The organism is Rhodococcus sp. NPDC049939 (assembly GCF_040656415.1).
Lineage (GTDB): Bacteria > Actinomycetota > Actinomycetes > Mycobacteriales > Mycobacteriaceae > Rhodococcus_F.
Map to the genome: position 1 here is coordinate 952,278 of NZ_JBFAMC010000001.1, position 21,398 is coordinate 973,675.

General features: G+C 63.3%; 20 protein-coding genes. 16 read left to right on the forward strand and 4 right to left on the reverse strand.

Annotated elements, in window-relative coordinates:
• From rplO to map, 4 genes are all read left to right on the forward strand, one after another.
• Positions 1–441, forward strand: coding sequence for a 50S ribosomal protein L15 (gene rplO, locus AB0I57_RS04285; protein ID WP_358330283.1), 441 nt, complete (start codon positions 1–3; stop codon positions 439–441).
• Between the two features lie 191 nt (positions 442–632).
• Positions 633–1,946, forward strand: coding sequence for a preprotein translocase subunit SecY (gene secY, locus AB0I57_RS04290; protein WP_358330286.1), 1,314 nt, complete (start codon positions 633–635; stop codon positions 1,944–1,946).
• On the forward strand, positions 1,943–2,491 hold the full coding sequence (locus AB0I57_RS04295; protein ID WP_358330289.1) for an adenylate kinase: 549 nt from the start codon (positions 1,943–1,945) through the stop codon (positions 2,489–2,491). The genes secY and AB0I57_RS04295 overlap by 4 nt, the downstream gene beginning before the upstream one ends.
• A complete protein-coding gene (map, locus tag AB0I57_RS04300) occupies positions 2,491–3,288 on the forward strand; it encodes a type I methionyl aminopeptidase (protein ID WP_358330292.1) in 798 nt (265 codons plus the stop codon). The genes AB0I57_RS04295 and map overlap by 1 nt, the downstream gene beginning before the upstream one ends.
• A gap of 16 nt (positions 3,289–3,304) precedes the next feature.
• On the opposite strand, the gene dtd is transcribed toward map, so the two are convergent.
• Positions 3,305–3,742 carry a D-aminoacyl-tRNA deacylase gene (dtd, locus tag AB0I57_RS04305; protein ID WP_358330294.1) on the reverse strand — a complete coding sequence of 146 codons (438 nt, stop codon included), beginning with the start codon at positions 3,740–3,742 and terminating at the stop codon, positions 3,305–3,307.
• A gap of 282 nt (positions 3,743–4,024) precedes the next feature.
• On the opposite strand from dtd, the gene infA reads away from it, so the two are divergent.
• From infA to AB0I57_RS04350, 9 genes are all read left to right on the forward strand, one after another.
• Positions 4,025–4,246, forward strand: coding sequence for a translation initiation factor IF-1 (gene infA / locus AB0I57_RS04310; RefSeq protein WP_003418601.1), 222 nt, complete (start codon positions 4,025–4,027; stop codon positions 4,244–4,246).
• 86 nt (positions 4,247–4,332) lie between these two features.
• Entirely contained in the window at positions 4,333–4,446 is a 114-nt protein-coding gene (rpmJ, locus tag AB0I57_RS04315; RefSeq protein ID WP_003938068.1) for a 50S ribosomal protein L36, read from the forward strand.
• Between the two features lie 222 nt (positions 4,447–4,668).
• Positions 4,669–5,043: a 30S ribosomal protein S13 gene (gene rpsM / locus AB0I57_RS04320; protein ID WP_005239677.1), complete on the forward strand. Its 375-nt coding sequence runs from the start codon at positions 4,669–4,671 to the stop codon at positions 5,041–5,043.
• Positions 5,043–5,456, forward strand: a complete 414-nt coding sequence (gene rpsK / locus AB0I57_RS04325) for a 30S ribosomal protein S11 (protein ID WP_169647060.1) — start codon at positions 5,043–5,045, stop codon at positions 5,454–5,456. Before rpsM ends, rpsK begins: the two co-directional genes overlap by 1 nt.
• Before the next feature lie 23 nt (positions 5,457–5,479).
• The gene (gene rpsD / locus AB0I57_RS04330) at positions 5,480–6,085 is read left to right on the forward strand and encodes a 30S ribosomal protein S4 (protein ID WP_358330298.1); all 606 of its coding nucleotides are present in this window, start codon (positions 5,480–5,482) and stop codon (positions 6,083–6,085) included.
• Between the two features lie 114 nt (positions 6,086–6,199).
• Positions 6,200–7,261, forward strand: coding sequence for a DNA-directed RNA polymerase subunit alpha (locus AB0I57_RS04335; RefSeq protein WP_070377856.1), 1,062 nt, complete (start codon positions 6,200–6,202; stop codon positions 7,259–7,261).
• Positions 7,262–7,287: 26 nt separating this feature from the next.
• Positions 7,288–7,875 carry a 50S ribosomal protein L17 gene (rplQ, locus tag AB0I57_RS04340; RefSeq protein ID WP_358330302.1) on the forward strand — a complete coding sequence of 196 codons (588 nt, stop codon included), beginning with the start codon at positions 7,288–7,290 and terminating at the stop codon, positions 7,873–7,875.
• A gap of 86 nt (positions 7,876–7,961) precedes the next feature.
• Positions 7,962–8,774: a tRNA pseudouridine(38-40) synthase TruA gene (gene truA, locus AB0I57_RS04345; RefSeq protein ID WP_358333131.1), complete on the forward strand. Its 813-nt coding sequence runs from the start codon at positions 7,962–7,964 to the stop codon at positions 8,772–8,774.
• Positions 8,775–8,847: 73 nt separating this feature from the next.
• A complete protein-coding gene (locus AB0I57_RS04350; RefSeq protein ID WP_358330305.1) occupies positions 8,848–9,414 on the forward strand; it encodes an NAD(P)H-dependent oxidoreductase in 567 nt (188 codons plus the stop codon).
• On the opposite strand, the gene eccE is transcribed toward AB0I57_RS04350, so the two are convergent.
• Complete coding sequence (gene eccE, locus AB0I57_RS04355; protein WP_358330308.1) at positions 9,411–11,063, reverse strand: type VII secretion protein EccE; 1,653 nt, start codon at positions 11,061–11,063, stop codon at positions 9,411–9,413. The genes AB0I57_RS04350 and eccE overlap by 4 nt on opposite strands.
• A 110-nt stretch (positions 11,064–11,173) precedes the next feature.
• Here eccE and eccB point away from each other — a divergent pair, with 110 nt between their 5' ends.
• On the forward strand, positions 11,174–12,646 hold the full coding sequence (eccB, locus tag AB0I57_RS04360) for a type VII secretion protein EccB (RefSeq protein ID WP_358330311.1): 1,473 nt from the start codon (positions 11,174–11,176) through the stop codon (positions 12,644–12,646).
• A gap of 69 nt (positions 12,647–12,715) precedes the next feature.
• Here eccB and mycP read toward each other — a convergent pair whose 3' ends face one another.
• Positions 12,716–14,107, reverse strand: a complete 1,392-nt coding sequence (mycP, locus tag AB0I57_RS04365) for a type VII secretion-associated serine protease mycosin (protein ID WP_358330314.1) — start codon at positions 14,105–14,107, stop codon at positions 12,716–12,718.
• Positions 14,104–15,618 (reverse strand): type VII secretion integral membrane protein EccD, encoded by a 1,515-nt coding sequence (gene eccD, locus AB0I57_RS04370; RefSeq protein ID WP_358330317.1) that lies wholly within the window; start codon positions 15,616–15,618, stop codon positions 14,104–14,106. The genes mycP and eccD overlap by 4 nt, the downstream gene beginning before the upstream one ends.
• A gap of 253 nt (positions 15,619–15,871) precedes the next feature.
• Here eccD and eccCa point away from each other — a divergent pair, with 253 nt between their 5' ends.
• Positions 15,872–19,870, forward strand: coding sequence for a type VII secretion protein EccCa (gene eccCa / locus AB0I57_RS04375; protein ID WP_358330320.1), 3,999 nt, complete (start codon positions 15,872–15,874; stop codon positions 19,868–19,870).
• Positions 19,867–21,315: a type VII secretion-associated protein gene (locus AB0I57_RS04380; protein WP_358330323.1), complete on the forward strand. Its 1,449-nt coding sequence runs from the start codon at positions 19,867–19,869 to the stop codon at positions 21,313–21,315. The genes eccCa and AB0I57_RS04380 overlap by 4 nt, the downstream gene beginning before the upstream one ends.
• The last annotated feature ends 83 nt before the right edge of the window (positions 21,316–21,398 follow it).

Consider the following 21,398-nt stretch of genomic DNA (forward strand, 5'->3'; position numbering starts at 1 on the left):
ATGACCATCAAATTGCATCACTTGCGCCCCGCGCCAGGAGCCAAGACCGAAAAGACTCGCGTCGGTCGCGGTGAGGGCTCCAAGGGTAAGACCGCGGGCCGCGGTACGAAGGGCACCAAGGCACGCAAGAACGTGCCTGCCGCCTTCGAGGGTGGACAGATGCCGTTGCACATGCGTCTGCCCAAGCTCAAGGGCTTCAACAACCAGTTCCGCACCGAGTACCAGGTTGTCAACGTCGGTGACATCGCCCGTCTGTTCCCCGAGGGTGGGCAGGTCACGGTCGAAGATCTCGTTGCCAAGGGCGCGGTTCGCAAGAACCAGCTCGTCAAGGTTCTCGGCGACGGCGAACTCACCGTTGCCGTTCAGGTGACTGTGAACAAGTTCACTGGTTCCGCCAAGGAGAAGATCGCTGCTGCCGGTGGTACCGCCACTGAGCTGTGAGCAATCACCGCTGTCAGTAGATGGCCGCAGTACAGCTCGCGCTGTATTGCGGCCATTTATGGCTCAGTGGTCAGGGCTACCGTAGGTCTGCCAACTTGTGTGTGTAGTCGCCACTGTTAGAGTTCTAGAGTTCATCCACTGACTAGTCTTCAATGGCTCGTCTCCCCCCAACCGTCGTGCCAGGAGGATCTTTGCTTTCCGCCTTTGTCTCGGCCCTCAGGACCCCGGACCTGAGGCGGAAGATTCTCATTGCGTTAGGTCTCGTAGCGCTCTATCGGGTCGGCGCCATGGTGCCGTCTCCGGGTGTCAACTACGGCAACGTGCGGGCGTGTATCGATCAGCTGTCCGGCGGCGATACGGCGGGTATCTACTCGCTGATCAACCTGTTCTCGGGTGGTGCGCTGCTCCAGCTGTCGGTGTTCGCGATCGGCATCATGCCGTATATCACGGCCAGCATTATCGTCCAGCTGTTGACGGTCGTCATTCCGAAGTTCGAGGAGCTCCGGAAGGAAGGCCAGTCCGGCCAGGCGAAGATGACGCAGTACACGCGTTATCTGGCGATCGCGCTGGCAGTTCTCCAGGCCACCGGGATCGTGGCGCTGGCCTCGCGCGGCCAGCTGCTGCAGGGCTGCCAGGAGCCGATCCTCGCGGACGACAGCGTCTTCGGCCTGGTGATCATCGTGCTCGTGATGACCGCAGGCGCCGCCCTCGTCATGTGGTTCGGTGAACTCATCACCGAACGCGGCGTCGGCAACGGAATGTCACTGCTGATCTTCGCTGGTATCGCGTCCCGCCTGCCGTCCGAGGGGAAGGCCATCCTCGACAGCCGCGGCGGTCTGGTCTTCACGATCGTCTGCGTCGCCGCGCTCGCCGTCATCGCGGGTGTCGTCTTCGTCGAGCAAGGGCAGCGGCGAATCCCGGTGCAGTACGCCAAGCGCATGGTCGGCCGCAAGATGTACGGCGGTTCGTCGACGTACCTGCCGCTCAAGGTGAACCAGGCCGGCATCATCCCGGTCATCTTCGCGTCCTCGCTGCTGTATCTGCCGAACCTCATCGCGCAACTGACCGGAGCCACGTACTCGCTGAATCCCAGTTGGTGGCAACGGATAATCAACGAGTACCTGGTGAATCCGAACAATCCGGTCTACATCGCGATCTATTTCGGGTTGATCGTGTTCTTCGTCTTCTTCTACGTCGCGATCACGTTCAACCCGGAAGAGCGCGCCGAAGAGATGAAGAAGTTCGGCGGGTTCATTCCCGGCATCCGCCCCGGTCGCCCGACCGCGGACTACCTGAACTACGTGCTCAACCGCATCACAGTGCCCGGATCGATCTACCTCGGTTCCATTGCCGTCCTGCCGCACTTCTTCCTGTCCGGAAGTCAGACGGCCACCAGCATCTTCGGTGGCGCGGCCGTGCTGATTCTCGTCAGCGTCGCCCTGGATACCGTCAAGCAGATCGAAAGCCAATTGATGCAACGTAACTACGAAGGGTTCCTCAAGTGAGATTTGTCCTCCTCGGTCCTCCAGGCGCCGGCAAGGGCACACAGGCCGCGATTCTCTCCGAGAAGCTCGGCGTCCCCCACATCTCGACGGGTGATCTGTTCCGCGCGAACATCGACCAGGCAACCCCTCTCGGGCTCGAAGCGAAGAAGTACACGGCCGCCGGGAATCTGGTACCGAGCGAGATCACCAACAACATGGTCAAGGCTCGCGTTGCAGAGCCGGATGCGGTGAACGGTTTTCTCCTCGACGGGTTCCCACGCACGATCAACCAAGCTCAGGCTCTCGACGCGATCCTGGCCGAGCTCAACACCAAGCTCGACGGCGTCTTGTCTTTCGTCGTGGGGAACGACGACATAGTGGTCGAGCGGATGCTGGCCCGTGGCCGTTCCGACGACACGGAAGAGGTCATCCGCCACCGGCTCCGGGTGTATCGAGACGAGACGGCTCCGCTGCTCGACTACTACAAGAACGAAATTCTCACCGTCGACGCTCTGGGCGAGGTGAGCGAGGTCAACGCACGTGCCCTGGCGGCGCTGGGCCAATAATGGGCTTCGGACGAAAGCGCAAGGTCGTTCCCTTCCGCACACCGGGCGAACTCGACGCGATGGCAGCGGCCGGAGCCGTCGTCGGTGCGGCGCTCGTGGCGGTGCGCGCTGAGGCAAAACCAGGTGTGAGCACGCTCGAACTCGACGAGGTGGCCGAGTCGGTCATTCGTGGGGCCGGCGCCGTGCCGTCCTTCAAGGGCTACCACGGGTTCACCGGTTCGATCTGTTCGTCTGTGAACGACCGAGTGGTGCACGGAATACCCTCTGCGGAGGACATTCTTGCCGAGGGAGACCTCCTTTCCATCGACTGCGGCGCCATCCTGGACGGCTGGCACGGCGACTCGGCATGGACCTTCGGTGTGGGCGATCTGATAGAGGCGGATCGACTGTTGAGCGAAGCGACCCGGCTCTCGTTGGACGCGGGTATCGCTGCGATGGTGGCGGGCAACCGCCTCACCGATGTCTCGCACGCGATCGAGGTCGGAACCCGTGCTGCCGAGGACGCGCATGGCCGCAGGTACGGCATCGTCGACGGCTACGGCGGTCACGGTATCGGCAGGCAAATGCACATGGAACCCTTCCTCGCCAACGAGGGAAGTCCGGGTAAGGGTCCTGAACTCGTGGTTGGGTCGGTTCTGGCGATCGAACCGATGCTGACGCTCGGTACCACCGATACCGTTGTTCTCGACGACGATTGGACTGTCGTCACCGCCGACGGTTCTCGTGCAGCGCACTGGGAACATACTGTCGCAGTGACCGAGGAGGGTCCTCGTATTCTCACCCTGCGACCGGAGTAGGACGTCTCTCGAGGCCCTAGACCTCGATCAGCAGGGTCACAGGCCCGTCGTTGACGAGGCTGATCTCCATGTGTTCACCAAAGACACCGGTCTCGACCGTCGCACCCAACTCGCGCAACGCCGCGGTGAACGCCCCGACCAGTGGTTCCGCCACCGGTCCGGGCGCGGCGGCCGACCACGTCGGTCGGCGACCGCGACGTGTATCCGCCATCAGAGTGAACTGGCTGGCTACCAGCAGGGGTGCGTCCTGTTCGGCAGCCGACCGTTCGCCCTCGAGGATCCGCAGTGTCCACACCTTCTTCGCGAGCAGCGCTGCCTTCGCTTCATCGTCGGAGTGGGTGACTCCGACCAGGACCAGCAACCCGTGTCTGCTGTCTCGGGGAGTGATCCGAGCGACCTCCGCGTCGCCGACTCGGATCGATGCGGTGGTTACTCGCTGTACCAGAGCGCGCATATGCACAATCCCTCGAATGTGTGGAGGTCGGACGGGTCGGTTGTTGAGAAGATCGGCGATTCATCAGAAGATGAGTGGGTCCCGGCGTGAGTCGCATTTGGCCTGGTAAGCAAATTCCCGTACCATCGATTGGCGGTGCGCCATGCGTGCCGGTTGTCTGCGTGCCAAGTGCCGGATTCGATCGGGATTTCCAACGTTTCGGTCGGTGAAGATCCTGTCGCGCGCCGACAGTAACGGAAACAGATGCAATAAGCACGTCAAACCACATGGATCGCGGAGGATATGGCTAAGAAAGACGGGGCCATCGAGGTCGAGGGACGAGTAGTCGAGCCGCTGCCCAATGCGATGTTCCGCATTGAGCTCGAGAACGGCCACAAGGTTCTCGCCCACATCAGCGGAAAGATGCGTCAGCACTACATTCGCATCCTCCCGGAAGATCGCGTCGTCGTGGAGCTCTCACCCTACGACTTGTCGCGTGGACGCATCGTTTACCGATACAAATAGAGCTTCCTCGTCCGACCAGGTCGGGGAGAAGTATGTCCGCTACGGAGTTTCGTAGTGGGCTGCCACAAAACAGGAGATCAGAAGACGTGAAGGTTCAGCCGAGCGTCAAGAAGATCTGCGAAAAGTGCAAGGTGATCCGTCGTAACGGTCGGGTCATGGTGATCTGCGAGAACCTGCGCCACAAGCAGCGTCAGGGTTAGATCACCTCTTTTCGAGGATCTGCTTGGCAACAAGCAAAAGATGACCTTCCAGCACCAGCCAGCACTCACGGCTCACGAGCAGGTACTGGTTCACCCTCGGCACGGAGGCCGGGGCCCCACTGAGTTAGTTGAAGCATTGTCGGTCGCAAGACCGTCGGCGTTCGAAGAGGCACAGGGGATGGACTGGGAGCAGACCTCCGCACACCGATAGGAGATGCCACAATGGCACGTCTCGCAGGTGTCGATCTTCCCCGCGAAAAGCGGATGGAGATCGCGCTTACATACATCTACGGCATCGGCCGTACCCGCTCCAAGGAGATCCTGGACGCAACCGGCGTCAGCCCGGATCTGCGTAGCAAGGATCTCTCGGACGAGGATCTGGCCAAGCTCCGCGAGTACATCGAGGAGTCGCTCAAGGTCGAGGGTGACCTTCGCCGCGAGGTCCAGGCCGACATCCGACGCAAGATTGAAATCGGCTGCTACCAGGGCCTGCGCCACCGTCGTGGTCTGCCCGTGCGTGGTCAGCGCACCAAGACCAACGCCCGCACCCGTAAGGGTCCGAAGCGCACCATTGCCGGCAAGAAGAAGGCGAAGTAATGCCACCCAAGTCACGGAGCACCGGTCCCAAGAAGACCCAGAAGGCGCGTCGCAGGGACAAGAAGAACGTCCCGCACGGTGCCGCTCACATCAAGAGCACGTTCAACAACACCATCGTGTCCATCACCGATCCCACCGGAAACGTGATTTCCTGGGCGTCCTCGGGGCATGTCGGGTTCAAGGGGTCGCGTAAGTCCACGCCGTTCGCCGCTCAGCTCGCCGCCGAGAATGCGGCCCGCAAGGCGCAAGAACATGGTGTCAAGAAAGTCGACGTCTTCGTCAAGGGGCCCGGCTCGGGTCGTGAGACAGCGATCCGTTCGCTTCAGGCCGCAGGCCTGGAGGTCGGCACCATCTCCGATGTCACGCCCCAGCCGCACAATGGTTGCCGTCCGCCCAAGCGGCGCAGGGTCTAGCGGGAAGGATTAGGTAGAAGAAAATGGCACGTTATACCGGACCCGTTACCCGCAAGTCGCGTCGTCTGCGCGTCGACCTCGTCGGAGGAGACCAGGCGTTCGAGCGTCGTCCCTACCCGCCGGGCCAGCACGGCCGCGCGCGGATCAAGGAGAGCGAGTACCTGCTCCAGCTGCAGGAAAAGCAGAAGGCCCGCTTCACCTACGGCGTCATGGAGAAGCAGTTCCGTCGGTACTACAAGGAGGCGAACAACCGCCCCGGCAAGACCGGTGAGAACTTGCTCCAAATCCTGGAATCGCGTCTCGACAACGTCGTGTACCGCGCGGGACTGGCTCGTACTCGTCGCCAGGCTCGTCAGCTGGTCACCCACGGACACCTCCTTGTGAACAACAAGAAGGTCGACATCCCCAGCTACCGCGTCTCTCAATACGACATCATCGATGTCAAGGAGAAGTCGCTGTCGACGCTTCCCTTCCAGGTCGCGCGTGAGACCCAGGGCGATCGCCCGATCCCGGGTTGGCTGCAGGTTGTCGGTGGACGTCTCCGGATTCTGGTTCACCAGCTTCCCGAGCGTGCGCAAATCGACGTTCCGCTGCAGGAACAGCTGATCGTCGAGTATTACTCGAAGTAGCACTTCAGTGCTTGTGCGTGGCCGGGGAGTTTCCGAACTCCTCGACCCCGCACAGGTGGTGCGCCTTTCCCATCGTGGGCGTCAAATAGCGGACGCCCGTACAGGAGGAATCCAATGCTCATTTCTCAGCGGCCCACGCTGACCGAAGAGGTCATCGCTGACAACCGCTCGAAGTTCGTCATCGAACCCCTCGAGCCAGGCTTCGGGTACACACTCGGCAACTCACTGCGGCGCACGCTGCTCTCGTCGATTCCCGGCGCTGCTGTCACCAGCATCCGTATCGACGGCGTTCTGCACGAGTTCACCACGGTTCCCGGCGTGAAGGAAGATGTCACCGACATCATCTTGAACCTCAAGGGTCTCGTTGTGAGCTCCGAAGAGGACGAGCCGGTCACCATGTACGTCCGCAAGCAGGGCCCCGGCACTGTGACGGCAGGCGACATCGTGCCCCCTGCAGGCGTCACTTTGAACAATCCGGATCTGCACATCGCCACCCTGAACGACAAGGGAAAGCTGGAGATCGAGCTCGTCGTCGAGCGCGGCCGCGGCTACGTTCCCGCCGTCCAAAACAAGGCGTCCGGTGCTGAGATCGGCCGGATTCCGGTCGATTCGATCTACTCGCCGGTGCTCAAGGTCACCTACAAGGTGGAAGCCACCCGTGTCGAGCAGCGCACCGACTTCGATCGGCTCGTGCTCGATGTGGAGACGAAGAATTCCATTACTGCTCGGGACGCGCTTGCTTCTGCAGGCAAGACCCTGGTTGAGCTCTTCGGCCTTGCCCGTGAGCTGAACGTCGAGGCAGAAGGCATCGAGATCGGACCCTCGCCCGCCGAGGCCGACCACATCGCCTCATTCGGACTGCCCATCGAGGACCTGGACCTGACGGTCCGTTCCTACAACTGCCTCAAGCGAGAAGGTGTTCACACCGTCGGTGAGCTTGTCGGCCGTACCGAGTCCGATTTGCTCGACATCCGCAACTTCGGACAGAAGTCCATCGACGAGGTGAAGGTCAAGCTGCATTCGCTCGGCCTTGCCCTCAAGGACAGCCCCGCGTCCTTCGACCCCAGCACGGTTGCCGGCTACGACGCGGCCACCGGAACGTGGAGCGATACGGACACCGGTTCCTTCGGTGACTCCGAGGGCACCGAGGACTACGCCGAGACCGAACAGCTCTAGCTCACGGTCCTTTACTAGGAGAAATCATGCCCAAGCCCAAGAAGGGTGCCCGCTTCGGCGGGTCGGCTTCGCACCAGAAAGCGATATTCGCGAATCTGGCCACCGCGCTCTTCGAGCACGGTCGTATCACCACCACGGAGTCCAAGGCAAAGGCTCTGCGCCCGTATGCCGAGAAGCTCGTTACGCATGCCAAGGCTGGAACCCTGGCTCACCGTCGCGAGGTTCTCAAGGTCATCCGCAACAAGGATGTCGTGCACACCCTGTTCGCGGAGATCGGTCCGTTCTACGCCGATCGCGATGGTGGCTACACCCGCATCACCAAGACGCTCCCCCGGAAGGGCGACAACGCTCCGATGGCGGTCATCGAACTCGTCAAGGAGAAGACCGTCACCTCCGAGGCTGACCGCGCACGTCGCGTGAAGGCTTCGAAGGAGGCGCCCGCCGCTGCTCCCGCCGAGGAAAGTGCTTCCGAGGAGAACGTCGTCGAGGCTGTCGAGGCCGATGCGACAGACGCCGAAATCGAGAAGGCCGATGCGGTCGTCGAGGACGAGTCCGCCACCGCCGCCGATGCTCCTGCCGAGGAGGCCGAGGCGGACGAGGCCAAGAAGGACTAGTCCACTTGGTTTCGGCAGACGCTGAATCGAGCGAGCCCGTCGTCCCGCCCGGGGACGGCGGGCCCGTTTCGTATGAGAGCAAGCGATTGCGCCTGGACATCTCCTATGACGGAACAAACTTCTCCGGGTGGGCTCGTCAGGCCGGCCTGCGTACGGTGTGCGGGGAGATCGAGGAGAAACTCGGTACGGTCCTGCGCACACCCCTGCAACTCACAGTCGCAGGGCGCACTGATGCCGGGGTTCACGCCACCGGTCAGGTTGCACATGTCGATGTCCCGGTCGATGTGCTGCCGGAAGACCCCTCCATGTTGGTTCGCAGGCTCGCGCGCTTCCTACCGAAAGATGTGCGCGTCAAGCGTGTCTCGTTTGCGCCTGAGCACTTCGATGCGCGATTCTCAGCGACGCGCAGGCATTACGAGTACCGGTTGACCACAGCGGTGTATGGCGCGGATCCCCTCAGGGTCCGAGACATCGTGTCCTACCCAAAGGTCCTCGACCTCGAACGGATGCGCACAGCGTCCGAAAAGTTGTTGGGTCTACATGATTTCGCCGCGTTCTGTAAACGACGTGAGGGCGCGACGACTGTTCGTGACCTGCAGCGCTTCGAATGGGAGCGTGATGGTGACGTATACACCGCGTTCGTCAGCGCGGACGCGTTCTGCTGGTCGATGGTGCGCAGCCTCGTGGGCGCCGTTCTTGCGGTAGGGGAGGGTCGCCGGGATATCGAGTGGATCGAGGACCTGCTACGAGAGAAGTCGCGGTCGAGTTCGATCCTGGTAGCGCCTGCTCACGGTTTGTCCCTTGTGCGGGTCGACTATCCCGCCGACGCGGATCTGGCGGCACGCAATCAGATCACCAGAGATGTTCGGACGGCGCCCGGCGGTTGTTGCGGCGACTGAGGGAAAGTCTTGTGGTGTTGCGGATTCTACGAATCCAGCACCTATGATGACCTGAGCGAGAAGGAGCCTGCACGTGACCGCAATCGAACCCATTCGGGTGGAGATCATTGTCGGATCCACGAGAGTGGGTCGCATCGCCCCCGTCGTTGCCGGTTGGTTCGTCGAACGGGCTCGTGCCCACAAGGGGCTCGACGTGGGGGTGATCGATCTCGCCGAAACTCCGCTCCCGCAGGACTTCGCGGACTCGCCGGTCACTGAGCGCTTCCGGAATCGGGTTGAACGCGCCGACGGATTCGTTGCGGTCACTTCCGAGTACAACCACGGATACCCGGCGGCGCTGAAGACCGCTTTCGACAGCGTCAAGTACGAATGGCGCTCGAAGCCGATTGGATTCGTGTCGTACGGGGGATTATCGGGTGGGCTCCGGGCTACCGAGCAGCTACGCCAGGTGGTTGCCGAACTGCACATGGTGTCGGTACGGCAGACGGTGAGCTTTCACCAGGTGCGTAAGAAATTCGATGCCGAGGGGAAGACCACGGACGGTGCTGCAATCGATTCTGCGGATCGTATGCTGGCCCAACTGATGTGGTGGGCCGAGTCCGTACGCGTTCAACGCGCGAGAGCCCCTTACCCCGGTTAGCGGAACTGGTAGGCCGGTTGGTACTCGTCCATAGCTCTCGGTCGGCCGATGAACGCAGTCTCAGAGGAGATAGTGACCAGCATGAGTTCAATGCTGGTCCCCCCAGTCGAGAGTAGGATCCGGTCACCGATTGCGTCCGGCTGGACAATGGACAGGTCGGGTTCTGCGCCCGGCCACTGGCTGGGATCGCCGTAGAGGTAAATCGCGGTGACACCCGCTCGTGGTTGAAAGGCAGCGACGCCGTCGAATACCACGGTGTTGAATCTGTTGTCCGATTGTGCGTTACGACCAGCGATCCGCAGTCGGTCCGGAGTTGCGATCGAGTCGATCAACGATGACCACGTCTCGGGGCGAGCGGTGTGAATGAGCACTCGGGCCCCCGTGGCGATAGCCCGGAACACCAATTGCTGAGCAAGATACAGCTCGCCGGCGACATAGACCGAGCTGACGCCGGCACCGGCGACACGGGCTGTGATTCCGTAGCCGTTGTGATCGGAACCGATGAGCTGGCCACAGCCGGCGGGTGGCAACCGCAGTGCACGGAGTTCCTCGACGGGGACGTCGGCGAGTGGCATCACGTCGTCGAGATCGGACACGGCGAGTGGAAGATTGGACAGCAAACCGTCCCGGTGGCGGCCCTGCATCGAGATGAGTCCGTCAATCGCGAGCGGTTCGGGGATCGTACGGGTCGTTACCCGGCAGGCTGCGCCGATCTTCACCTGACCGTCGATTTCGCTGGGACGGAGCCGGATCGTCACAGTCGTGCCGAGGCTGGCGGGAATCCAGAGTTGGGCGAGCAAATCTCTCGTCAGGTACAGGGGATCGATTCCGTAGCCCGTGTTGGACACCCCGGGAAGCTGCGCATGCTTCCACTTCTCCGTGAAGGTCTTCGGATCGACGCCTCGGCTGATCTGCGAGGCGGCGGAGTCGACTTCCGGTGCAGTGAGGATTCGCGCACGGCAGCCGGATTCGGCCAGCGCGCGAACGACGCGAGTCGCGGCGATCGTGATAGCGCGGGAGGCGCCTTCTTCGCCCCCGCCTCGCTTGGCTACGGCCTCGGTGCTCTCGGTGGCGTCGAACCGCAGGGCCAGCCACACCATCCGGGTTGCGGTCGCAGGCAGCGGGCCCACCAGTTTCTCGTAGACTTCGGTGGCCGGGGTACCGGGGGCGGTGCGATATCCGTGGCTGACGATGTCTATTCCGCTCAACGAGATGTCGTGTTGCTGAAGGCACTCCGCAAGTGCATCGGTGGGAAGCGCGTGCGTCATCTCGAACTTGTCGCGGGTGATCTGGGTCAGGCTCCCCGCGGGTGGAAGGACTTCGACGACCGCGACCACGCTCCCACCCTCCCAGCGGAGTCCGATGGACAGGCCTGTTGGACCCTGGAAGCTGACCGTTCGGGGAGTCGATTGCTCAGGTTTGGTCAAGTAGCGCCACAAGGTGCGGAGCCAGTCATCGCACGACCGGCCCCCTATCGGGACGAGCGTCACGAGGAAGAGCACGGCGGCAATAGCCAGCGCACCCCACCACACCAGCCCGAAGAATGTGGCCAGTGCGGACCCCGCAATGGCCACCAACTGCGCGATGATCACGGTGCTTGCCGAAAACCGATGCGACAAAGGCCGATGTCTGACAAGCGAACGGTCCACGGTCCCCTCCCCAACTACCTGAACCAGCAGACCGCTACCGTCCGCCGTGAAGACTTTCGAGGGAACTGTACTGTGTCACCTCGAGCGCAGCGCAGTACGGGGGAGGAACAATGGCATCAACACCTACCACCCGGTGGCAGGTCAACGGGTACCGCTTTCTGGTCAGGCGGATGGAACACGCACTGATACGGCGTGACGTACGCATGCTGCACGACCCAATGCGGTCTCAGTCGCGGGCGCTTGCCGTGGGAGTCGTGATCGCCTCACTCGGACTCGCCGCCTGTGCCGCGCTGGCACTGTTCCGTCCCCAGGACAAGATCGGTAACGCATCGATTGTCGTCGCCAAGGATTCGGGCGCCATGTTCGTTGCGATGGGGGACACGCTTCGGCCCGTGCTCAACCTCGCCTCCGCTCGGTTGATCGTCGGCAAGGCCGAGTCCCCCGTAATCGTCAAGGAATCCGAGATCGATACGCGGCCACGCGGAGCACTCGTCGGAATCCCCGGCGCGCCGTCGGCATTGCCGACCAGCGATCCCGGAGCGAAGACCCCTTGGACCGTATGTGATTCGATTGCCGAGGACGGACATCGTTCCGTCACGACATCGGTCATCGTCGGCGAGAGAGAAGATACGGACGGCGGCTCAGTGCTCGCCGGGAATCAGGGGTTACTCGTCTCGACCGCCGACGCGACGTACCTGCTGTACGACGGCAAGCGGGCGAGAATCGATCTCGATGATCCGGCGGTCACCCGTGCGCTGGATCTCGAGGGGACACGGCCACGGCCGGTCAGTGTGGGCTTCGTCAACGCCGTTCCCGAGGTGCCCCCACTCGTGGCCCCGGTCATTCCGGGGGCGGGTGATCAGCCTCGGTTCGCTTTGCAGGACAAGGTCGTGGGCTCGGTCTTCATGTCCAGGCTCTCTTCCGAGACCTCGTACTACGTTGTTCTCCGTGACGGAATCCAGAAGATCAGCTCAGCTGTCGCGAACCTGATCTTCCTTTCGGACTCCCAAGGCGACACGGAGATGTCCAGCGTCTCACCCGATGCCATCAATCGGATTCCGTCGGTGGAGCAGCTCGCGGTGGCCGACTTTCCGAAGTCGGCTCCAAAGGTCGTCGACGCATCTGAAAGCCCTGTGAGTTGTATGAGCTGGAAGCCGCTGCGTGCGCCGGACGACTCCGAGTCGCGTGGTCCCGCAGCCGAGTTGGCCCTCTTTGCCGGACGTACGCTACCGATCCCGAACGACGCTCGCCCGGTCAGACTGGCGCAGGCCGACGACAGCGGTGACAACGCGGACTACGTGTACGTTGAACCCGGTGCGAGTGGCTTCGTCCAATCTACGGGGATCGAGCCGACCAGTACGCGGCGCGACAGCAGCTTCTTCGTTGCGGACACGGGCGTCAGATTCGGTATCCCGGATGAAGAATCCGCGAAGGCATTGGGCATGGTGGGCCCGCAACCTGTCGCTCCCTGGCAGATCCTCGGGCTCTTGGCTCAGGGACCGTCGCTGGGGAAGTCCTCGGCTCTGGTTGCACACGACGGGGTAGCCCCCGACCTTCGCCCCGCGCCCGTCGCGTCCAACTGAGACGGGGAAGACGTTCGGGCCGGCACCGATATCGGTGCCGGCCCGAAAAATGTCCGGGGTTTGTGGCGTTCAGTTCCGCGCGGACTTGGACTGGAGTCGCCGACGGATCGGGAACGATGCCAGTACGCCGACTACGAGCAGAGCGCTGAGGGTTCCAGCGGTCGCCAACGCGACGTCGCGGGGTCGATTGTCAGGGGGAATGGTTGGCGGAAGGGCGTCGATCTCGACCGAGCGAGGCTCCTGGAGCGCAACTCCTTCGAGTGGAACATTGGCGGTAACCGCCGCGAGTGGGTTGATGATGCCGTGGCCGACCAACGGATTCCACCCTTCTGCAGGGGCGTGGGCCGTGGCTTCGATCCGGGCCATGACCTGCTGCGCGGACAGATGTGGGAATCGCGATCGGACGAGCGCGGCCGTCGCCGAGACATAGGGGGCTGCGAAGCTGGTCCCGTCCACCGCCTGCGCAGTGCCCTGCGCGGAGTATGTGGTGTTCGTCAGGGCGTCGGTGGTCGGATGCAGCGACGTGATGCCAGTCCCCGGGGCGGCAACGTCGACCCACGGACCAGCCAGGCTGAAGCTGCTCGGCGATCCATTCGGGTCGACGGATCCGACGGTGAGGACGTAGTCGTCGTACCATGCGGGAGTCGCGATCGTGCTGACCGAGTCCCACAGGTCGGCGTCCGGCCGAAGTGGGTCGACCGGGGGATTCTGGATCTTGCATCCGCTGGGATCGAGGTTGCCCGCCGCAGCAACGACAACCGCGTCTTTCACCGTGACGGCGTATTTGACGGCGGAACCCAAATACCGGTCCCCGCTGCCGATTCCTTCGGCGGCCGTCTTGCAGGCAACTTCGGAGATGTTGATTACGGTGGCTCCCCTGTCTGCCGCTCGCCGGATCGCCGCGGCCATCGTCACCACATTCCCGTACCCGCCGACCGAGTTTCCCGCATTGTCGACCTCGTCGATCCGGCCCTTGGGACTGTATGCGCTGCTCGTTTGCCGGATGGTGAGGATCTGGGAATCCGGCGCGCCACCCGAGAAGCCTGAACCGGGAACCTGCTTGGCGCCGATAAGGCCGGCGACGAGCGTCCCGTGCGCGTCGCAATCGGTCGTCCCGGTCTCGTTTGCCACCAAGTCGCCGCCGTCAATGAGATCGGGAAGACGAGGGTGCGGTGCGACGCCGGTATCGATGACCGCGACGATCTGGCCTGCTCCCCGAGTGATGGGCCACACGGACTCGAAGTCGAGGTCGCGTTGAGAGACTTGGACGTCCGGGCCGTCCGGTACGTTCACTGCGCCCGCGCACGGGCGACGTTGCTCGACGGGCGTGGTGTCCGGTGGCGGCACGAGGTCGACGTCGATGGGGGCGGGAACTACCGCGGAAGCCCCGCCTTGGCCGATGATTGCGGCGACCGACAGTATCGCCGTGGCCAGGACGAGGTGGGTGCGCCGGCGCCTCACAGTCCACGCATCAGCGAGTAGAGACCGGTCACCCAGCACACCAGGGGAACGATCGATGCGATCAATGCGAGGTCGATCAACTCGGCGACTCGCCGCATCACGGGCGAGAATTCGCGACGCGGAGCGAGGATTCCCAATACCAGCGCACCCACAGCAAATGCGATTGCGGCGCCGAACAACGCGATAGCCGCGCCGGGCACGGCAACTGCTGCGGCGGTGAGCAACAGAGTCAGGAGCAGTACCCCCCCGGCGATCAGCGGGACAGCCTGTTCGGCGCTGCTGTAGGTACGTCCTCGGAACATCAAGGTGGCAGCCGTCGCGGCGGCAAGTGATACACCCGCCCACGAGATCCCGGATTGCGTCCCGGGGTGGACGGCCATCAACGCGCCTACCACGGCGAGAGCTGTCATCGAACCGACCAGACCCGTGAGGTACTGGCGGCCACGCGCCGCGCGTTGCGCGATGGATTCGAACGAGGGCATCGTCACGTCGTCGTCCGGAGAGGCCTCGGAGGGATCGACCGGAGTGCCCGGCGCGGGGACCGGCGGAAGGGGAAGCTTCGCGAGCAGGATCGACACTCGCGCGGAGAAAGCCAGGCCGATCAATGCGGCCGCAACGACGCCAGCTCCGACCGCGGCCACCGAGCTTTCCGTCAGTGTGGCCACGAGCGCGGCGGCAGAACCGAACAGGGAGAAAACCGACAACCCGGTGAACAACCTCAGTCCGACGCCGCCCAGCCTCAGCGCAAGGACTGCGGTGCTGCCCGCCAGAACGAGTCCGAGTAGGGCGTGTGGGGCGTCGAGGTCGCCGGGCACGAAGAGCATGCCCGCGGCGAACGCGAGTGGAACAGCGCACCCGCTGAGGACGACAGAGCTTGCTGCGTCACCATAAACGCGACCTGTGACGGCTCCGGCGATCAGGAACAGGATTGCCATAAGCAGAGCGCAACCCGCTCCGAGGAACCCTTTCGTCCCGGCCTCGGACCACAGGAGTGCGAAAGAACCGACGACTGTGGCGAGCACTGCAGCGATGGAGCCGACGGCCCGGGCGGCGCCTCGGGTCCACTCGCGGTCCCCCTCGGCGTCGGCGATTGCGACGTTGTACATGATGTCGTCGAAGAGAGGAGCTGGCGCGCTGGCCTGCACACTCTCCAGAATCAACAGGTCGCCGTCACGAATTCCGTGCTCATGCAAAGTCAGGGTGGTCGACAACGGTGACTGCCCGATCTTCGCGAGCACCCACTCGCTGGGTTCGTACTCCTCGAGTGAGTCATCGAAGTCGTTGGTGCTGCGATGGCTGCGGATGGTGTCGACGATCCCAGGAATGAGGATGGCGAGCGGCACGCCGGACGGCACGGCCATGTCGACCTGCGAATGTGTCGACAGCACCGTGATCCGGCACAAGTCGGTGGCGGCGCTCGGGCGGACGGAAGACGGAGCCCCCCGCGATTGGTCATGGGTGATGGACAACTGAAATTCCCCCAACTCTTCCGACGCGACAACCCGTTGCACCGATGCGACACGATCGACGATCGTTCACTGATCGTCGCCCGATTTGATCACGGGAACCCTACTCGACGGCGATCGTGGCCACCAGTAAGTACTGCTGCAGGGCCCCGCACACTACCGAAGGACCTCCGGTGTGCGGAGCGTCTGCCATGGACTAACCTCTGACATCGCGGCTCGGCAACAGGGAGCGTCTGCGGTTACCGGGTTCGGATCCGTTGCCAGGTCGTGGTCGGTTGACTATGGGGGGACTGGGCAAGTGAGCACAATTCGGTTCGTGCGCAAGGCGCGCCGCGAGATCCCGCGCATTCCAGGTGGCGAAGTAAGCCTGCAGGCTCCCCCGGAGATTCCACGCCTCGTCCCCGGCAACCTCGTCACCAAACTCCTGCCCGTCGTGATGGTTGTGGCCATGGTCGGGATGGTCGCACTGATGTTCACATCGGGGATCGCCCGAAACCCGATGTCGATGCTGTTTCCCATCATGATGATGGTGTCGATGCTCGGCATGCTGGCCAGTGGTGGCCGCAGCGGGCCCAAAGCCTCCGAGGCGAACGAAGATCGCAAGGACTATCTTCGCTACCTCGACCAACTGCGACAAGATGTCAACGCGACTGGCGAGCAACAGCGCAAGGCGCTCGACTGGAGCCATCCCGAACCCGGTCTGTTGTGGACGATTGCGGGCACGGCGCGCATGTGGGAGCGCCGTACCACCGATCCCGACTACTGCCACGTGCGGGTGGGCCGGGGCAGTCAGAGGCTCGCGACCCGTCTGATCGCCCCGGAGACCGGACCGGTCGAGGACCTCGAACCGGTATCGGCGGTGTCGTTGCGTCGGTTCGTCCGCGCGCATTCGGTGGTTCAGGATCTACCCACGGCAGTCTCGCTACGTGGATTCGCCGCGATCTCGGTGGAAGGTGAGCGAGCCACCGCACGATCCCTGGTCCGGTCGATGCTGATGCAGTTGTGTGCATTTCACGGGCCGGACAACCTCTTGGTCGCAGTCGTGTGTGGGCCCGACACGGAACGCGAGTGGGACTGGGCCAAATGGCTACCCCACGCGCAGCATCCGGAGTCTTCCGACGGTGTCGGCTCCTCTCGCATGATCTACGGATCGATCCTCGAACTCGAATCGGCGCTCGGCCCCCAGTTGTCGATACGAAGTCGTTTTTCGCGCAATGCGCCTGCTGCGCCAGGTGTCCCTCAGGTTGTGATCGTCGTGGACGGCGGCATTCTCGAGGGGGAGTCCGGACTGATCACCGACGGTGGAGTGGAGTCCACGACCGTCCTCGACATCAGCGGTTTCTGTCCACGGCTGACCGCTACGCGAGGACTGCAGTTGGTGGCCGAGGACGGCTCCATCGGTGCCCGAAGTGGGACGGGTGTGGAGATGTTCGCCTCAGCGGACCTGGTGAGTGCGCATCAGGCGGAGACCTTGGCCCGGCGTCTTGCGCCATACCGCACGCCATCGCAGACGACAGTCGATGCCGGAGACGACGATCAGCCCGTTCAGACTTGGAGCCAGATGCTCGGTGTAGGCGATGTCGGTCGCCTCAACCCAGACCACGCGTGGCTTCCCAGGCAGGGACGGGATCGGCTCCGGGTTCCGATCGGTTTGGGCGTCGACGGTCAACCTGTCGAGATCGACCTGAAGGAGTCCGCAGAAAACGGGATGGGTCCGCACGGCCTGTGTATCGGTGCCACCGGATCGGGTAAGTCCGAATTCCTGCGAACATTGGTGCTCGGGCTCATCGCGACGCATTCTCCTGATGCTCTCAACCTCATCCTCGTCGACTTCAAGGGCGGCGCGACCTTCCTCGGTCTCGAGGACGCACCACACGTCGCCGCGGTCATCACCAACCTGGCCGAGGAACTGGCCATGGTGGACAGGATGCGGGACGCACTCGCCGGGGAGATGAACCGGCGCCAGGAACTTCTCCGTTCGTCGGGCAACTTCGCCAACGTCACCGAGTACGAGAAGGCACGGCAGGCCGGCGCCGACCTCGATCCGCTGCCCGCCCTGTTCATCGTGGTGGACGAGTTCTCCGAGTTGCTCAGCCAGCAGCCTGACTTTGCGGACCTGTTCGTCGCCATCGGGCGACTCGGCCGATCGCTTCACATCCACCTGCTCCTGGCGAGTCAGCGCCTCGAAGAGGGGAAATTGCGCGGACTCGACAGCCACCTGTCCTACCGCGTAGGGCTCAAGACCTTCTCGGCCAACGAATCACGCACGGTGCTTGGCGTTCCCGACGCCTATCATCTGCCCGCGGCACCAGGTGCCGGGTACCTCAAGTGCGACTCGGCGGAGATCGTTCGCTTCCAAGCGTCCTACGTGTCCGGAACATACGAGGGTGAACGAATTGTAGGCACACAACACTCGGGTGGCGCGACGGTCGAAATGCGCCCCAAGATCTTCACCGCCTCGCCTGTCGCTGTCGATGTCGTCGACATCCCCGCCGAACCGCAGGTCTTCGACCAGACCGAGATGCCGGCTGAGACGAGAACAACCATCGACGTTGTGGTCGAGCGGGTCAGGAATCACGGGACGAAGGCGCACGAAGTGTGGCTCCCGCCGCTTGACGAGGCACCGACACTCGACCAGCTGCTTCCGAGGTCCGTACTCACCGAACCGGTTCCTGCACTCAGCTCGCTGCGTACGCCGATAGGCATCATCGACCGCCCCTACGACCAGCGGCGCGACCCGCTCATCGTGGATCTGTCCGGGTCGGCAGGCAACATGGCGGTGGTCGGTGGGCCGCAGTCGGGCAAGTCGACCGCGATCCGCACCTTGATCATGTCGCTGTCAGGTACGCACTCCGCAGAGCAGGTCCAGTTCTACTGCCTCGACTTCGGTGGCGGAACGCTGGCCGGTTTGGCGGACCTCGCGCACGTCGGTTCGGTTGCCAACAGACTCGATGTCGACCGGGTTCGTCGCACCGTCGCGGAGATGGGCACTATCGTGCGGCAGCGCGAGGAGCGCTTCCGCGACCTGGGCGTCGAGTCGATGGCCGAGTTCCGGCGACTGCGGGCGGCTGAGCCCGACAGTGCTGCCGTGGCAGGGGTCGCTCAGGATCCGTTCGGAGACGTTTTCCTCGTCATCGACGGCTTCGGCAGTATCCGGCAGGAATTCGAGGCACTCGAACAGCAAATCACCAACCTGGCGACCCAAGGTTTGTCGTACGGTGTGCACGTTGTGCTCACCGCTTCGCGATGGGGTGAGATCCGGCCCGCACTCAAGGATCAACTCGGAACTCGGATCGAGTTGCGACTCGGTGATCCGTCCGACTCCGATCTCGGTCGCAAGGCGGCGGCACTCGTTCCCGAGGGCAGGCCCGGCCGCGGCATGACACGAGACGGTCTGCACCTGATGATCGGCCTGCCGAGATTCGACGGAAGCTCAGACCCGAACGACCTGGCATCGGGTGTTGCACAAGCGGTGTCGTCTCTCAGCGCAGCAACGGAAGGTAGGCACGCGCCTGCAGTACGCATGCTGCCGGAGCAGATCGCACGCCAGGACGTGCTCCGCGCGGCGGGGTCGTGGCCGTCGTACGTCGACCGTGAGCGCAAGAATCTGCAGATCCCCATCGGCCTCGACGAGGCAGAGCTTGCGCCGACGTTCCTGAACTTCGCCGAGCAACCGCACTTCCTGGTGTTCGGCGACAGCGAATGCGGAAAGACCACGCTGCTGCGCAACATCTGCGAAGGCATCATGGCCTCGAACACCGGCAAGCAGGCGAAGATCATTGTCGGCGACTACCGACGCACGATGCTCGGGGTCGTCGAATCCGAGCACTTGGCTGCGTACGCTCCGTCGTCAGACCTGTTGACGACGAACATGAACGATCTCGCACGTGTGTTGCAGTCACGCATGCCGAGCGCGGATGTCAGCCAGCAACAACTGCGGGACCGATCTTGGTGGACGGGTCCGGAGATATTCGTTGTCGTCGACGATTACGACCTCGTTGTGACATCCAGCGGGAATCCTGTCGCGGCGATCGTCGAATATTTGCCGCATGCAAGGGATATCGGGTTCCACCTGATCATCGCGCGACGCTCCGGCGGCGCGGCGCGTGCACTGTACGAGCCTGTGATCGCGCGGATGCGTGATCTGGTGTCCGCGGGTCTGGTGATGAGTGGCAGCCGTGACGAAGGCAACCTCCTCGGAACGGTGCGCGCGAGTGCCATGCCTCCGGGCCGTGGCACCCTGGTGACCCGGGGCGGCACCGGTCTCGTCCAGATCGCGTGGATGCCCCCGACATGACGTCGACGGTTGCGATTCACCTGACCGAATGCGGAATGTGGTCTTGCAGCCGGAATACATCGGCAGCGACATTTCCCACGGTTCGCGCCGGGAGCGACGGATCGGTATCGGCGTTCGCGGCCGCCGAGTCCGACCATGAGATGACGCCCTTGTGCTTCGTCGATGACGAGTATGTCGATGTCGACGGAGGCGTCGCTCAGGTGTCGGATGCGCTCACCGCGGTCTTGCGTTTCGGAATCGACGCCGTCGGGCAGCCGCCGCCGATCGAGACCGTAGTGCTTTCTTGTCCGTCCGAGTGGGGTTCCGCGAAACGGAGTGCTTTCTCGGATGTGGGGGCAAGGGTCGCGGCCGGCACTGCCGTGGTGCCCGTGGCGGTCGCGGCCGCCGAGAGCGCTTCGGCCCTCGGAGGTCGGTGGGTGGTGATCGAATGCCGGGCGGTGGGCGTAACTGCCAGTTACGTGGTTGGCGAGCCCGGTGGATACCGGATCGTCAAGTGTGAGCACGATCCGACACTCTGCGCCGCAGAGGCGTTGGACGGGCAGGCTGAGCCGATCGTGGAGCTCGGCAAGCGGACTTGCGGTGATCGCCTGGTCGACGGAATCCTCGTCACGGGCATTTTCGACCCGACCAGTTGGGAGACGATTCGCGACGCCGCGCGCGCCGAGTTCACCTCGAGTGTCCAGGTCGAATGCATCCCCGGTGACGCGATAGCCCGCGCACTCGAATCAGGCATCCGAGACGGAATGGCCGGTTCGCCGATGATGACTGTGCCGCAATCCAACTGGCTCGGGCCGGCATTGCAACGATCCGAACGAAGTCGTCGGACTCGTCCGTGGCCGATCTTTGCGGCTGTAGCCGCCGTGTCGGCCGTCGTTCTCGGGGCGGTAGTCGCGGTCGCTCAGTCCGACCGGGCGATTGAGTCGGTACTCGCCTTGGATGCAAATGCGGTACCCGAAACGTCTACCGCGAACTCGAGCGCCGACGCCGGCGGTGCTCCGGTTGCCGGGGCTACGGATCTCGACCTGGACGGCATTCGCGTGACGCTGCCGTACGGATGGTCACAGCGAGAACCGTCTCTGCCGACGGAGGCGGGAATGCGGGTGGAGCTGATACCGAGCACCGGACCGGACAGGCGAATCATTCTGATGCAGAACGCGGTTCGGGATGGTGCCGGCTACGATGAAGTCGCCGCGACGTTGTCGGAAAAGATTGCGCAACACGACCGTTCCGATCTGTTCGGGGCAGTGGAACGCGATGTCGTCTTCGGAGGCCGTCCCGGCGTCTCGTACAGTGAGTTTCCCGACGAGAGTTCATCGGTGACATGGCACGTTCTCGTCGAACGCGGTCGGCAGGTGAGCGTCGGATGTCAGTTCTCGAGCGGGGACTGGGAGTCGATCTTACGCGAATGCGAGGAGGTCGTGCGGTCGCTGGCCATCGCTGAGTGATCGACGATGTTTCTCTTGGCGAGGGAATCTTCCACAGTGGTGGAACCGATTGGGCGGCTGATGCGTCCAATCTTGTGTAGCGG